The organism is Burkholderia sp. FW306-1C-G01B (assembly GCF_058781685.1).
Genome location: NZ_JBYSWZ010000007.1, coordinates 157,922 through 172,192, shown reverse-complemented (window position 1 = coordinate 172,192; position 14,271 = coordinate 157,922). Strand labels below are relative to the sequence as shown.

The following is a 14,271-nucleotide window of genomic DNA, read 5'->3' as shown; positions in this document are numbered from 1 at the left end:
TTCCGGGCCCGCCGCGCGGGCCCGGCGGCGCCGGAAAGGGCGGCCGGCGCCCCGTTCCGGCGGGTCTTCCGACCCCGCTTACAGGTCGTCGAACTGGACGATCGAGATCGGCTGGGCGGCGCCCGGCGCCGCGGCGTCGTCGCCCGACGCGCACGGTTCCTCGTCGAACGCGATATCGCCCTGCGGATCGGCAACGCCCGTCGCGCGCAGCGACGTGAACGGGAACAGCGTCGTGTCCATCAGGTGCGACGGCACGACCTTCGCGAGCGCGTTGAACATGTTCTCGACGCGGCCCGGGAAGCGCTTGTCCCATTCGCGGATCAGCGCCTTCATTTCCGCGCGCTTCAGGTTCGGCTGGCTGCCGCACAGGTTGCACGGGATGATCGGGAATTCGCGCAGCTCCGCGTATTTCTCGAGATCGGTTTCCTTCACGTACGCGAGCGGGCGGATCACGATGTTCTTGCCGTCGTCCGACTGCAGCTTCGGCGGCATCCCCTTCAGCTTGCCGCCGTAGAACATGTTGAGCAGCAGCGTCTGCACGATGTCGTCGCGGTGGTGGCCGAGCGCGATCTTGGTCGCGCCGAGCTCGCCGGCCACGCGGTACAGGATCCCGCGGCGCAGCCGCGAGCACAGCGAGCAGGTCGTCTTGCCTTCGGGCACGAGCCGCTTGACGATGCTGTAGGTGTCCTGGTTCTCGATGTGGAACGGCACGCCGACCTGCTTCAGGTATTCGGGCAGCACGTGCTCGGGGAAGCCCGGCTGCTTCTGGTCGAGGTTCACCGCGACGATGTCGAAGTCGATCGGCGCGCGCTCGCGCAGGCGCAGCAGCACGTCGAGCATCGCGTAGCTGTCCTTGCCGCCCGACAGGCAGACCATCACCTTGTCGCCGTGCTCGATCATGTTGTAGTCGCCGATCGCCTGGCCGACCTGGCGCACGATCCGCTTGAACAGCTTGTTGTTCTCGTACGCTTCCTTCTGCTCGCGGCGCGTCAGCGCCTGGCGGCCGGCCGGGGCGGCCGCGTCGAGGGTGGCGGCGTCGGCCGCCGTGTCGTTCATGTGGGGGGCGTTCATGCGCGCTCCTCGTCCTTGATGCGAAAGACTTCGACGCCGACGGCGTCGCAGTCCGGATAGGCGTCCGGTTTCTCGGTACAGACGCGTACCGCGCGCACGGCGTCGTGCGCCAGCAGGTGCGCGGCGATCGCGTCGCACAGCGTTTCCTGCAGGTGGATGTGGCCGCGCGCCATGCATTGCGCGACGCTCTGCTTCATCAGGTCGTAGTCGACGACTTCATGGAGACGATCGTCGACGGGGGTGGACAGCGCGAGCGGCACGAACAGGTCGACGTTGATGACGACGCGCTGCTCGCCGCGCTTCTCGTGTTCGAAGGCACCGATGTTGATGTGCACCTCGTAATCGCGCAGGTAGAGCCTGCGGCAATCCGCGAGGCGGGGGTGCAGGAGAGCGGAAAACATGGTCGTCCCAGTCAAATTGGCGTGCGCGCACGCAAAGCGGCGCGGGCGGCGGCAGTCAGGCCGCGCGCCCGCGGTTCATTCATTCGGGCCGGCGGCGGGCGGCACGAGGTGCTCGCCGCCGTCGACGGTCAGCGTCGCGCCCGTGACGCCGGGCGCGCTCGCGAGATAGCAGGCGGCCGCCGCGATGTCGTCCGCGTGTGCCGCGTGGCCGCGCACCAGTGCCGCGACCCGCACCTTCGGCGCGAGCGCCAGCGCCAGCGCCGACGTCGCGCGGTTCAGCGCGGCCTGCATCAGCGCGTGCGACAACTGCGCCGGCGCCGGGTGAAACAGCGCCTGGTCCAGCACGTGGATCGCGCACGCGCGCAGCGCTTCGTGCTCGCGCGCGGCGTCGGGCGTCGCATCGGCGAGCGCGCGGGCCAGCGCGAGCGGCGCCGTCACATTGCGCGCGAGCGCGCCGGCGAGCGACGCGCCGTCCACCGTGTGCGCGTCGTCGGCGCCCGCACTGGCGCTCACGAACACCGCGCACGCGGGCCGGCCGAGCGCCGCGCCGCACGCGGCGACCAGCGCGGCCGCGTCGGCTTCCAGGGCCAGATCGGCGTCGAGCACGGCCGCATGGCGGCCGAGCGCCGCGACTTCGGCGACGATTGCATCGGCGGCCGCGCGCGGCGCGCCGTGGCTGCGCTGCAGCGCGACGTCCCAGCCGCGGCGCGCGAATTCCGTCGCGAGCGCACGACCGATCGACGCGGCGTCGGCCGCGCTGCCCAGGGCGCCCGCGACGAGCACCACGCGCAGGGTCGACGTATCGGCTGAAACGGTCATTTACAATGCCGGGATGAACCCGAAAGCTCACGAACCCGCTAGTTTACCTGCTCCCGGCCCTGACGCGCTCGCGCAGTCCGAAACCCTTGCCGCGCAACTGCGCGACGAGATTGCGGCGGCCGGCGGCTGGCTGCCGTTCGACCGCTTCATGGAGCGCGCGCTGTACGCGCCGGGCCTCGGCTATTACAGCGGCGGCGCGCGCAAGTTCGGGCGCCGCGCCGACGACGGCAGCGACTTCGTTACCGCGCCCGAGCTGTCGCCGCTGTTCGCGCAAACTCTGGCGCAACCGGTCGCGGAAGCGCTCGCGGCGAGCGGCACGCGCCGCGTGATGGAATTCGGCGCCGGCACGGGCAAGCTCGCGGCCGGGCTGCTCGCGGCGCTCGACGCGCTGGGCGTCGAACTCGACGAATACCTGATCGTCGACCTGTCCGGCGAGCTGCGCGAACGGCAGCGCGATACGATCGCGGCCGCCGCGCCGGCGCTCGCCGCGAAGGTGCGCTGGCTCGACGCGCTGCCCGAGCGGTTCGAGGGCGTCGTGGTCGGCAACGAGGTGCTCGATGCGATGCCGGTGCGGTTGTTCGCGAAGGCGGACGGCGCGTGGCACGAGCGCGGCGTCGCGCTCGACGCGCGGCACGCGTTCGTGTTCGAGGACCGGCCGGCCGCGCCGGCCAGCCGGCCGCCGGTGCTCGCGGCGCTCGACGCCGAGGTCGCCGACGGCTACGTGACCGAGACGCACGAGGCCGCGCTGGCGTTCACGCGCACCGTCTGCACGATGCTCGCGCGCGGCGCGGTGCTGCTGGTCGACTACGGTTTTCCCGCGCACGAGTACTACCATCCGCAGCGCGACCGCGGCACGCTGATGTGCCACTACCGCCACCACGCACACGACGACCCGTTCCTGTACCCGGGCCTGCAGGACATCACCGCGCACGTCGAATTCACCGGCATCTACGACGCGGCCGTCGCCGCCGGCGCCGACCTGCTCGGCTACACGTCGCAGGCGCGCTTCCTGCTGAACGCGGGCATCACCGACGCGCTGGCCGCGATCGACCCGTCCGACATCCGGCAGTTCCTGCCGGCCGCGAACGCGGTGCAGAAGCTGATCTCCGAAGCCGAGATGGGCGAGCTGTTCAAGGTGATCGCCTTTTCGCGCGGCATCGACGGCACGCTCGACGCGTTCGCGCGCGGCGACCGCTCGCACGTGCTCTGAGGCCGGCATGCTGCGCTGGCTGATGGCGTCGTTCGTCGCGGTGATGATCCTGACGCGCTGCTGGCCGTGGCTCGGCAAGCTCGGCATCGGGCGGATGCCGGGCGACGTCACGCTGACGCTCGGCGGGCGGCGCTACCCGTTCCCGTTCATGTCGACGCTGGTGCTGACGATGCTGGTATCGATGGTGGCGCGGCTGCTCTGAGCCGCGCCGGAAAGGGCGGTGCGCGTTACAGCTCGATCTCGCCGAGGATCCGGTGCGCGAGCGCCTTCGCCTCGTCGAACGCTTCTTCCTCGCTGGGGCTCGTCGAGTGGACGTCGTAGCGCGTGTTCTCGGTGTCGTCCCCGTCGTCCTTCGAGAGAATCACGTAACCCTGGAACTGCCCGTTGGCCGAATGCTGGGTATGCGCCTTGGCCGTGTAGATGCCCTTCGTGAACGTGTTGGTGTCCATCGTGCCTCTCCCGCAAAAGGACACTTCATCGTAGCACTGCGGCGCAGCATGTACAGCGCGGCTTATCGGTGACCGAACGGTGTCCGGTCGCGGCGCTCGGTCACCGTTCGATCAGCCCTCGACGATCAGCCCTCGATCAGCGCGACGACTTCGTCGAGCGTCGGCGCGTGCGCGCCCGTGTGCCGGCATGCGGCGGCGCCGGCCGCCAGCGCGAACGCGAGATGCTCGCGCCACGCTCGCTGCGGCGCGGCCATCAGGCTGAACAGCATGCCGCCGATCGACGCGTCGCCCGCGCCGACGGTATCGACCACCTCGACGCGCGGCGGGCTGGCCTCGTGCACGTCGCCGTCCGCGTAGAGCGTCGCCGCCTGCGCGCCGCGCGTGACGAGCACGGACGCGCGCGGGTTCAGCGCGCGCACCGCCGCGACCGCGTCGGGGCCGTCGCCGCCGAACAGGTGCCGCAGGTCCTCGTCGGACACCTTGATCAGGTCGGCGAGCGCAGCCATCTTCGCGAGCGTCGGCCGGTACGCGGCCGTCATCAGGTTCCGGTAGTTCGGATCGAAGCTGATCTTCACGCCGCGCGCGTGCAGGTCGGCCGCGAGCGCGACGAGCGTGCCGGCGAGCGGTTCGCGCACGAGGCTGATGCAGCCGAAATGCGCCCATTTCACGTGGCCGGTCCAGCCGGCCGGCAGCCGCGCGGGATCGAACGCGAGATCGGCGCTCGCTTCGCCGATGAAGAAGTACGCGGGCGGGCGCGTCTCGTGGACGATCGCGAGCAGCGGCGGCCGTGCGACGCGCTGCAGGAAGCGCAGGTCGAGCCCGGCCGCTTCGCTCGTGCGCCACAGCACGTCGGAGAAGCAGTCCTCGCCGATCGAGCCCGCGAGCGCGCTCGGCACGCCGAGCCGCGCGACCGCGCGTGCGACGTTCCAGCCGGCGCCGCCAGGCACCGACGTCCACTGCGCATCGCCCGCGCGCACCATGTCGGTCAGGATGTCGCCCGCCGACACGAAAGCCGGAAACGTGCCGCCGCTCATTGCGTCGGCTCGCTGCGCGCCGTGCGCGCGAGGGTCGCGAGCACGTCGTAGCACGCGCCCATCGTGTGATAGTCGGTCTTGCCGGCCGGGCTCTTCTCGTCGCTGTACTTGCGGTTGTCGCAGGTGAGGATCCGGTACCACGCGCCGTAGCGGTGGTCGACGAAATGCGCCCAGCTATAGCGCCAGATCTCGTCGTACCAGTCCCAGAAGCGCTCGCTGCCGGTGCGCGCGCCGAGCATCGCGGCCGCCGCGAAGGTTTCCGCCTGCACCCAGAAGTACTTGTTGTGGTCGCAGATCGTGAAGTCGGGGCCGAAGCCGTAGTACAGGCCGCCGTGATCGGCGTCCCACGCGTGCGCGAGCGCCGCGTCGAACAGCTCGGCCGCGCGCGGCACGAGCCAGTCGAGCGGGCGGTGCCGCTCGAGGATCAGCAGCAGCTTCGCCCATTCGGTCTGGTGCCCGGGCTGGAAGCCCCACGGACGGAAGATGTTCGAGCTGTCTTCCTTGTTGTAGTCCCAGTCGACCGACCAGTCCGCGTGGTAGTGCTCCCATACGAGCCCGCCCGACAGCGCGGCCTGGCGCTGCGTGATGTGGCTTGCGAGCTTTTCCGCGCGATCGAGGTACGTGAGGTGGCCGGTCGCCTCGTAGGCCGCGAGCAGCGCCTCCGTCATGTGCATGTTCGCGTTCTGGCCGCGGTATGACGACACGATCCAGTTCGGCGTCGCGTCGTCCGCATACAGGCCCGCGGCCGCATCCCAGAAGCGGTGCTCGGCCAGCTCGTAGGTCGCCGCGATCAGCGGACGCGCCTCGTCGATGCCGGCCATCGTCGCGTGCGCGGCTGCGAGCAGCACGAACGCGAGCCCGTAGCAGTGGCGCGTGCCGTCGAGCGTCGCGCGCTTCGCGCCGTCGCGCCAGTCGAGTTCCCAGTCGTAGCCCTGCAGTTCGTCGTCCCAGTGCGCGTCGCGCAGGAAGCGCAGCCCGTGGCGCGCGTAGTCGAGATGACGCGGGTCGCCGAAATGCCGGTACGCCATCGCGTAGTTGAAGACGAACCGGCAGCTGCTGACGAGGTGGCGCGACGTGCGGTTGTAGATGCTGCCGTCATCGCGGAAGTAGTGATAGAAGCCGCCCGTCGGGTCGTACGCATTCGTCGCGTAGAAGCGCAGCGTGTCTTCGATATGCGACAGCAGGAACGACGGATCGCGGAAATTCGCGACGAGCGGCGCGGCTTGCGTGTGGGCGGCCGGCGCGGCCGTGCAGGGTTGGACCGGGGGCATGTTCATGATTCGGTGACCGTGGCGGTATCGAGTGCCGGAGAGCCGGCGGGCTGGCTGCTGGCCCGCACGATCAGCTCGACGGGCAGGGAGATCTCGGTGCGCTCGGGCGCTTCGGCGAGCAGCAGTTCGACGCCGCGGCGGCCGAGCGCTTCCTTGTCGACCGCGAGCGTCGTGAGCGGCGGGCTCGCGTGCGCGGCGGCCGGGATGTTGTCGAAGCCGACGATCGCGATGTCGTCCGGAATCCGCAGGCCGCGCGCGGTGCACACGCGCTGCGCGGCCAGCGCGGCCGCGTCGTTGTATGCGAAGACGGCGTCGGGGCGCGGGCCCGGCGCGTCGAGCAGTTGCTCCATCGCACGCGCGGCGCCGGTGTCGGGGTCGAGCCCCGCGTCGATCGTCACTTCGTACGCGGGATCGAACAGCCGCCCGGCCTCGAAGAACGCGCGCCGGTAGCCGATCGCGCGCTGCGCGATGCTGTAGTGCGCGGGCGAGCCGCCGATGAACGCGATCCGCGAGCGGCCGGTGGCGAGCAGGTGGCGCATCGCGAGTGCGGCGCCCGTCGCGTTGTCGATGTTGACCGAGCGCAGCCCGGGCGCCCACAGGTCGATCAGCACGAGCGGCCGGCCGGTCGCGGCGAGCGCCTCGATCGTCTCGGGCTCGATGAAGCCGGCGACCGCGATCGCGTCGGGCGCGTGCGGGCGCATCTGGCGCAGCACGTCGTCGTTCGGGCCGACCGTGAGCAGCGTCGGCACGATGCCGCGCTCGCGGCATGCGTCCTCGACGCCGTGCAGCACGTGCGAGAAGAACGGGCTCGCGGGAAAGCGGTTGTGCTGGCGGTGCAGCAGGAAGGTGAGCCGGCGGATGCGCGGCCGCAACTGCGCGGGATCGTAGCCGAGCTGCTGCGCGATCTCGACGATGCGCGCTCGCGTTGCTTCCGACAGGCCCGGCTGGTTTTTCAGCGCGCGGGAGACGGTGCCGATCGAGACCTCTGCCGCCCGCGCGACATCGCGAATGGTGGTGCCCATCGTTCGGGGTTCGGTTTGTTTAGGGTGAAAGCGATTGTATAGTAAAACATATCGCGAAATTCGGGCCGGATAACCGGGGAATACCCGTGAATAACGGCTTTTTAAGCGCTAATCTGCGAAAACGCCGTTACTAAAAATACTAAACAAAACGCGAAAAAGGCAAGGTGGTCGTGCGTGCGCCCGGCGGCGCGGGCGGCGGGCGGCAAAGGGGCGGGAATATGCTGGAAAACGGGCTGTTTCGAGCGTCCGCGCAGCGTACCCGGCGGCCTGCACGGGCGGCCGGCAGCCGATGCGCAACGATTCGGCTGGTTGACGGGCGGATGCCCGTCTCCGTCGCCCGGAGCGCAGCCGTATCCGCGCTCGACGATTGCCCGCCGTTCAGTCCGCCGCGACCGTCGCCGCCACCGTCGGCGGTTCGCCGCGATTGCGCAGCGCGGCGCGGCCCGCGTCGAGATCGACGACCGCGAGTCCGCCCGGCTGCTGTTTCGCGCGCCGCTTCGCGAGCGCCGCGACCGACGCGATCTCGTCGCTGCCGTAGCGCTTCGCGCCGTGCGCGCCGGCCGGCACGCCGACGGCACCGATCGCCATCGTCACGAAGCCGAAGAACGCCGGGTTGCCGTGGCGGTCCTCGCCGCGCAGCCCGCCCGCCTGCCGGTCGGCCTGCGTGTAGAAGCGCTGCGCGCCGTCGTTGAAGCGCGCGATCGCGTCGGTCGCGCGCAGGTGCCAGTCGTCGCGCTGGAACAGCACGAGGAAATCGTCGCCGCCGACGTGCCCGAGAAAGTCGCGCTGCGGGTCGCACACGCCGGCCAGCACCGTCGCGGCGAACTTCAGCACCTCGTCGCCCTGCCAGTAGCCGTACTGGTCGTTGAACGGCTTGAACTGGTTCAGGTCGACATAGCACGCATGAAAGCCGGCATCGCGCTGGAGCAGGCGGTCGATATGCGCGCTGATCGGAATGTTGCCGGGCAGGAACGTCAGCGGGTTCGCGTAGCGCGCGGCTTCGATGCGCATCTCGGTCACCGCGCGCACGAGGCTCTCGCCGGTGCCGAGCCCGACGTAGCGGCCGTGTTCGGTGATCACGAAGCCGTCCGCGAGGTAGCGCTGGTCGTGGCTCGCGAGCAGCATCGCGAGCTGCTCGAACGTCGTCGCGTTGTCGATCATCAGCGGTGCGTCGTTCGCGAACTGCAGGCACGGCTTCTTCCCGAACACCTCGCGGTGATACGGCAGCGCGAAGCGGTCGATGAAGCCGCGGCGATTCACGAGCGCGACCGGCCGCCCGCGTTCGACGAGCGCGACCGCGTGCAGGTCGGGCATCCGGTTGAACAGGTCGAGCACGTCGTTGCTGGTCGCGTCGCGCGGCAGTGCCGGCGCGGCGACGAGCATTTTCGAGGCGATCGTGCCGGCCGGCCGCACGGTGCGCGTCGCGCCGGGAAACACCGCGATGTGCGGCGCGCGGATCGCGTCGCGCGCGGCCGGCGCGACGACCCGCGACGGCTGCGCGTCCGGCCGGCCGAGCAGGAAGCCCTGCACGCAGCAGATGCCCATGTCGCGCACGACGATCAGGTCGCACTCGTTCTCGATCCCTTCCGCGATCAGTCGCGCGCCGCTCGCCTGCGCGAAGTGCTGCATCGCCTTCACGGCCTCGAACTTGAGCGGGTCGCGGGCGATGTCGTGGATGAAGAAGCGGTCGATCTTCACGACGTCCGGCTGCAGGCGCAGCCACAGGTTCATGCTCGCGTTCGCGGTGCCGTAGTCGTCGAGCGCGAACTGGATGCCCGCATCGCGCAGCGACGCGACCGCCGGCCCGAAGTGCGCGACATCCGGTATCGCGTTCTGCTCGGTCAGCTCGATCACGATGCGCTCGGCGCCGATCCGCGCGCGGCCGAGAAAATGGCGCGCGCGCTCGCGTTCGCTGGCGAGCTGCAGGATCGTGCCGGCGCTGAAATTGAGGAACAGCTTGCCGTCGCAGCCGAGCGCCGCGAACGCGTCGAGGCAGGCGAGCGCGGCGGCCTGTTCGAGCGCGATGGTCGCGCCTTCGCGCGCGGCCTGCGCGAACAGCGCGGCGGGCGCCTCGAGGTCGGTGCCGCGCGGGCCGCGGATCAGTCCTTCGTAGCCGACGACCGTCCCCGACCCGAGATCGACGATCGGCTGGAAAACGGCGGCGAGCGCGCGATCCGCGATCAGGCGCGCGGTACTGGCGGCAGCGGAGTCGGAGTGGAGCGCGGGCATGGGCGAGGGCAGCCGAATCGACGGGATATCCGGCTTAACGGCACCGATCGCGGGGAATTGAATGAAGATTTCATGACGCGATGGGCGCTGATGGTGCATCGCGTCGGGCGCGCCTCGGTGCGCGTTTGGAAGGCGGGAAGGCGGGAAGGCGGGAAGGCGGAAAGGCGGAAAGGCGGAAAGGCGGAAAGGCGGAAAGGCGGAAAGGCGGAAAGGCGGAAAGGCGGAAAGGCGGAAAGCGCCACCATCCAGTGACCGTCCCGCCTCCCGTCCCGTCAGCGCTTGCCCGCGTTCAGCGCGCCGGGCGCCGATGCCGCGCCATCCTGCCCGCCGCGCTCGCCGCTCGTGTCGCGCGCGCCCCAGCGCTGCGCGAGCGCCGCGCACGCCATCAACTGGATCTGGTGGAACAGCATCAGCGGCAGCACGATCGCGCCGACCGCGTTCGCCGAGAAGATCACCTTCGCCATCGGCACGCCGGCCGCGAGGCTCTTCTTCGATCCGCAGAAGATGATCGTGATCTGGTCGGCCCGGTTGAAGCCGAGCCGCTTGCCGACGAACGCGGTCAGCAGCAGCGCGATCGCGAGCAGCACGAGGTTGGCGATCAGCAGGCCGCCGAGCGCGCGCGCCGGAATCTGGTGCCACAGGCCCTCGTTGACGGCTTCGCTGAACGCGACGTAGACCACGAGCAGGATCGAGCCCTGGTCGACGAAGCGCAGCACGCCGCGGTTGCGTTCGATCCAGCGGCCGATCGCGGGCCGCAGCAACTGGCCGGCGATGAACGGCACGAGCAACTGCATCACGATGCTGCCGACGGTGCTCCACGGCGACGCGGCGGCGGCCGACTGCGACGTGATCATCAGCCCGACGAGCGCCGGCGTGACGAAGATCCCGAGCAGGCTCGACGCCGATGCCGCGCACACGGCGGCCGGCACGTTGCCCTTCGCGATCGACGTGAACGCGATCGACGACTGGACCGTCGACGGCAGCGTGCACAGGAACAGCACGCCCGCGTAAAGCGCCGGCGTGACGAGCGGCTGCAGCACGGGTTTCAGCGCGAGGCCGAGCAGCGGGAACAGTGCGAACGTGCTGAGCAGCACGACCGCGTGCAGCCGCCAGTGCGTTGCGCCCGCAACGACCGCTTCCCGCGACAGCTTCGCGCCGTGCAGGAAGAACAGCAGGCCGACGGCGATGTTGGTCGCCCAGTTGAACGCGTGGGCGGCCGGGCCGCGGCACGGCAGGAGGCTCGCGAGCACGACGGTGCCGACCAGGGCGAGCGTGAAGTTGTCGGGAAGAAAACGGGGACGGGCCATCGGGAACTCGATTCGGAAACGACGGAGGCGCGCGTCGCGCGCGCGGATGGCGCTATTGTCCCGGTTGGCCATTCACTACACAAATTCATTGTGAGAATCGATTGATGAATCGACTGCATGCGACAACGGCCGCCGCACCCACCACGGCCATGCGCAAAACGGCAGAAGAATGTTCTGTCGCGTTCGCGCCCTGAAGTGAAAAAACCTAGCAGTAACATGGTGTTACACCGATGCCGGCGACCTAACACTTTTTGGCTCGACACAGTTTCGGGCCGCTCATAAATTACTGCTGAAAGCCTTGCGTCGGCCGAAAGGAGCCGGCGGCAGGCGTGGACAGGCACTGAACGATGACGGAACGTGTGAAACGGAAGATCGGACGATGGGTGGCAGGCGTGCTCGGCGCGCTGCTGATGCCGCTTGCGCTCGCGCAGCCGCCGCACGGCGGTCATGGGTTCGGCGGCCACGGTTTCGGTGGCGGCGACATGCGTGCGTACGGTCAGCAGGCTGGCGGCGGGTTCGGTGGCGGGCCCGTCTGGCGCCGCGTTCCGCCCCCCGCCGGTGCACGCGCCGGCGGCGTGAGCAGCTACGGCTCCCGCTGGGGGCTGCGGCCGACGCCGTCGTACGGTCATTACGCCGCGCAAAGCCCGTATCGCCCGATCAGCGCCGACGCGCGCCAGATGCCGCGCCCGCCGGGCGGCGGCAACGTGCCGCTGCGCGCCGGTTCGATCCGAGCCGACGTCGCGCGCTACAACGAGGAGCGCGGCGGCCGTCCGATGCCGCCGCCCCGTTCGCAGGAAGAGCCCTCGCACTCGCCGTATTTCTCCCCGTTCTATCGAAACTGAGCGCCCGCGCGCTCGTCCCCCGCCGGCTGATGCGAATTCGCCACAGTCGCGCGCAGATTTCCGCTGATTTTCCCGTCGCATTGCGCTATCTTTCGCGCCCGGCTCGCGTGCACCACGCCGCCGTCCCGTCGCGCAACCGCTTTTGCGCGGGGCCACCGCGGTGCATCCCGCCACGTATCGATTCCGCGAAGTTAATGCTGGCGCTATACCGGCAATAAGTGTGCGCAATTTTGACCGGACAAATGATCCGTAAAGATGGCTGCGCCCCATACGACGCAAGCACTCGGCTCCAAAAAACAACGCTCGCGCCACTTATCGACCATTCGACAAAACCTGGAGATCCCATGAAAGCATTCGCTCGCCGTACGTCGCGCACGTCCGTCAAGCTGATCGCCGCGGCCGCCTGTGCGGCGGCTGCCGCACCCGTTTATGCGCAATCGAGCGTGTCGCTCTACGGTCAGGTAGACGAATGGGTCGGCGCGACCAAGTTCCCGGGCGGCGATCGCGCATGGAACGTGTCGGGCGGCGGGATGTCGACGTCGTACTGGGGCCTGCACGGCGCAGAGGATCTGGGCAACGGCTACAAGGCGATCTTCACGCTGGAAAGTTTCTTCCGCGCGCAGAACGGCCAGTTTGGCCGCTTCCAGGGCGACACGTTCTTCGCCCGCAACGCGTACGTCGGCATCAGCTCGCCGTACGGCACGGTGACGGCAGGCCGCCTGACGACGCACCTGTTCCTGTCGACGATCCTGTTCAACCCGTTCTACGATTCGTACACCTTCTCGCCGATGGTGTACCACGTGTTCCTCGGCCTCGGCACGTTCCCGACCTATCCGAGCGACCAGGGCGCGGTCGGCGATTCGGGCTGGAACAACGCGGTGTCGTACACGTCGCCTTCGTTCGGCGGGCTGAATGGCAGCGCGATGTACGCGTTCGGCAACCAGGCCGGCGACAACGGCTCGAAGAAGTGGAGCGCGCAGTTCAACTATGCGAACGGCCCGTTCGCGGCGACTGCCATGTATCAGTACGTGAACTTCAACAACGGCCCGCGCGACCTGAGCGCACTCGTCGCCGGGATGAAGAGCCAGGGCATCGCGCTGGTCGGCGCGACCTACGACCTGAAGGTCGTGAAGCTGTTCGGCCAGTACATGTATACGAAGAATGACCGGGTCGCGGGCAGCTGGCACGTGAACACCGCGCAGGGCGGCGTGTCGGTGCCGCTCGGCGTCGGCAACGCGATGGCGTCGTATGCGTATTCGCGCGACGCGGGCGGCCTCGACCAGACTCGCCAGACCTGGGCCGTCGGCTACGACTACCCGCTGTCCAAGCGCACGGACGTCTACGCCGCGTACATGAACGACCACATCAGCGGCCTGTCGACCGGCAACACGTTCGGCGCAGGTATCCGCGCGAAGTTCTGACGCGCACACGCGATCGGCGCGCCGGACGCGCGCGGAAATCGCGCGTTCCGGCTACATGTTGTCCCGCCCGAAACGGCGCCGCCTCCCCGCGGCGCCGTTCGTTTTGCCTTTGTTGACCTTTCTGTTTCCTCGCCTTTGTTACCCTATCTCGTAATTGGACCATTCCCCCGTCATTACGAGCTAGTTCGATGGATACCCTCGTCAGCATGAATGTGTTTCGCTACGTCGTCGAAGTGGGCAGCTTCGTCGGCGCGGCCGAGCGCATGCAGATGTCGGCTGCGATGGCGAGCAAGCACGTGATGCATCTCGAGCAGCAGCTCGGCGCGCGGCTGCTGCATCGCACGACACGCCGCGTCGCGCCTACCGAGGCGGGACGCGAATATTACGAGCGCCTCGTGCAGGCGCTGTCTGAACTCGACGAAGCCGGGCAGGCCGTCGGCGCCGCGAGCGTGGTGCCGCAGGGCCGCCTGCGCGTGACGTCGCTGTCCGCGTTCGGGCTGCGGCACGTGATGCAGGCCGTCACCGATTACGCGGGCCGGTTCCCGGACGTGACCGTCGACATGACGCTATCCGATCGCGTGGTCGACCTGATCGAGGAAGGCTACGACGTCGCGGTGCGCGCGGCGCCGAACGGATTGAAATCGTCGTCGCTGGTCGCACGGCAGATCGCGACCGCGCACATCCTGCTCGTCGCGTCGCCCGAGTATCTCGACAAGCACGGCACGCCCGCGACGATCGCCGATCTCGCGCATCACAACTACCTGCGGCGCGACTCGAATTCGACGATGCTCGACTCGCTCGTGATCGACGCGGCGGCCGCGTCGCGCGTGACCCTCAACGGCAACCTGATCGTGAACCATCTCGAAGGGCTGCGCGCGGCCGTGCTCGCGGGCGCGGGCATCGCGCTGCTCGGCACCGAGGTGGTCGGCGACGACATCGAATCCGGCCGGCTCGTACCGGTGCTGCTCGATTCGGTGCCGCCGCACGAGGCGCCGATCTATGCGGTGTACGCGAGCCGCCGTCACGTATCCGCGAAGGTGCGTTCGTTCGTCGATTTCCTCGCGGCGCGTTTCGAAGGCCAGTCGCTGTGCCCGTCGATCGAGTCGCGCCTGCGCGTGCTGCCGATCACACGGATCAAGCGCGCGGGCTGAGCCGTGTCCCGCGGCGGCGGGGCGATGAAACAAAAAGCGCGAAC

Annotated in this window: 14 protein-coding genes; 5 read left to right on the top strand and 9 right to left on the bottom strand. The window is 69.2% G+C overall.

What is annotated here, in order from left to right; all coding sequences use genetic code 11:
* Positions 1-78: 78 nt before the first annotated feature.
* The 3 genes from ttcA to AC3WLY_RS15925 form a co-directional block, all read right to left on the bottom strand.
* Positions 79-1,071 carry a tRNA 2-thiocytidine(32) synthetase TtcA gene (gene ttcA, locus AC3WLY_RS15935; RefSeq protein ID WP_034179228.1) on the bottom strand — a complete coding sequence of 331 codons (993 nt, stop codon included), beginning with the start codon at positions 1,069-1,071 and terminating at the stop codon, positions 79-81.
* Positions 1,068-1,472 (bottom strand): dihydroneopterin aldolase, encoded by a 405-nt coding sequence (locus tag AC3WLY_RS15930; RefSeq protein WP_072437480.1) that lies wholly within the window; start codon positions 1,470-1,472, stop codon positions 1,068-1,070. The genes ttcA and AC3WLY_RS15930 overlap by 4 nt, the downstream gene beginning before the upstream one ends.
* Positions 1,473-1,547: 75 nt before the next feature.
* On the bottom strand, positions 1,548-2,291 hold the full coding sequence (locus AC3WLY_RS15925; RefSeq protein WP_175963752.1) for an SDR family oxidoreductase: 744 nt from the start codon (positions 2,289-2,291) through the stop codon (positions 1,548-1,550).
* A gap of 13 nt (positions 2,292-2,304) precedes the next feature.
* Between AC3WLY_RS15925 and AC3WLY_RS15920 the strand changes: the two genes are divergently transcribed.
* Positions 2,305-3,501 (top strand): class I SAM-dependent methyltransferase, encoded by a 1,197-nt coding sequence (locus AC3WLY_RS15920; RefSeq protein WP_175963753.1) that lies wholly within the window; start codon positions 2,305-2,307, stop codon positions 3,499-3,501.
* Positions 3,502-3,508: 7 nt separating this feature from the next.
* Positions 3,509-3,703, top strand: a complete 195-nt coding sequence (locus AC3WLY_RS15915) for a DUF2905 domain-containing protein (protein WP_006484654.1) — start codon at positions 3,509-3,511, stop codon at positions 3,701-3,703.
* 25 nt (positions 3,704-3,728) lie between these two features.
* On the opposite strand, the gene AC3WLY_RS15910 is transcribed toward AC3WLY_RS15915, so the two are convergent.
* The 6 genes from AC3WLY_RS15910 to AC3WLY_RS15885 form a co-directional block, all read right to left on the bottom strand.
* Positions 3,729-3,950: a hypothetical protein gene (locus AC3WLY_RS15910; RefSeq protein ID WP_072437474.1), complete on the bottom strand. Its 222-nt coding sequence runs from the start codon at positions 3,948-3,950 to the stop codon at positions 3,729-3,731.
* Positions 3,951-4,075: 125 nt separating this feature from the next.
* Positions 4,076-4,984: a carbohydrate kinase family protein gene (locus AC3WLY_RS15905; protein WP_492310209.1), complete on the bottom strand. Its 909-nt coding sequence runs from the start codon at positions 4,982-4,984 to the stop codon at positions 4,076-4,078.
* Positions 4,981-6,261: an AGE family epimerase/isomerase gene (locus AC3WLY_RS15900; RefSeq protein ID WP_175963755.1), complete on the bottom strand. Its 1,281-nt coding sequence runs from the start codon at positions 6,259-6,261 to the stop codon at positions 4,981-4,983. Before AC3WLY_RS15900 ends, AC3WLY_RS15905 begins: the two co-directional genes overlap by 4 nt.
* Positions 6,258-7,277 carry a LacI family DNA-binding transcriptional regulator gene (locus AC3WLY_RS15895; RefSeq protein ID WP_072437468.1) on the bottom strand — a complete coding sequence of 340 codons (1,020 nt, stop codon included), beginning with the start codon at positions 7,275-7,277 and terminating at the stop codon, positions 6,258-6,260. Before AC3WLY_RS15895 ends, AC3WLY_RS15900 begins: the two co-directional genes overlap by 4 nt.
* 378 nt (positions 7,278-7,655) lie before the next feature.
* On the bottom strand, positions 7,656-9,506 hold the full coding sequence (locus AC3WLY_RS15890) for an EAL domain-containing protein (RefSeq protein ID WP_492310210.1): 1,851 nt from the start codon (positions 9,504-9,506) through the stop codon (positions 7,656-7,658).
* A 272-nt stretch (positions 9,507-9,778) separates the two neighbouring features.
* Complete coding sequence (locus AC3WLY_RS15885) at positions 9,779-10,813, bottom strand: bile acid:sodium symporter family protein (RefSeq protein WP_175963758.1); 1,035 nt, start codon at positions 10,811-10,813, stop codon at positions 9,779-9,781.
* 347 nt (positions 10,814-11,160) lie between these two features.
* Between AC3WLY_RS15885 and AC3WLY_RS15880 the strand changes: the two genes are divergently transcribed.
* The 3 genes from AC3WLY_RS15880 to AC3WLY_RS15870 all read left to right on the top strand — a co-directional run bounded on the left by AC3WLY_RS15880 (position 11,161) and on the right by AC3WLY_RS15870 (position 14,227).
* Positions 11,161-11,655: a hypothetical protein gene (locus AC3WLY_RS15880; RefSeq protein ID WP_034179218.1), complete on the top strand. Its 495-nt coding sequence runs from the start codon at positions 11,161-11,163 to the stop codon at positions 11,653-11,655.
* A 344-nt stretch (positions 11,656-11,999) separates the two neighbouring features.
* Positions 12,000-13,076, top strand: a complete 1,077-nt coding sequence (locus AC3WLY_RS15875; protein WP_492310211.1) for a porin — start codon at positions 12,000-12,002, stop codon at positions 13,074-13,076.
* 188 nt (positions 13,077-13,264) lie between these two features.
* On the top strand, positions 13,265-14,227 hold the full coding sequence (locus AC3WLY_RS15870; protein ID WP_034179216.1) for a LysR family transcriptional regulator: 963 nt from the start codon (positions 13,265-13,267) through the stop codon (positions 14,225-14,227).
* The last annotated feature ends 44 nt before the right edge of the window (positions 14,228-14,271 follow it).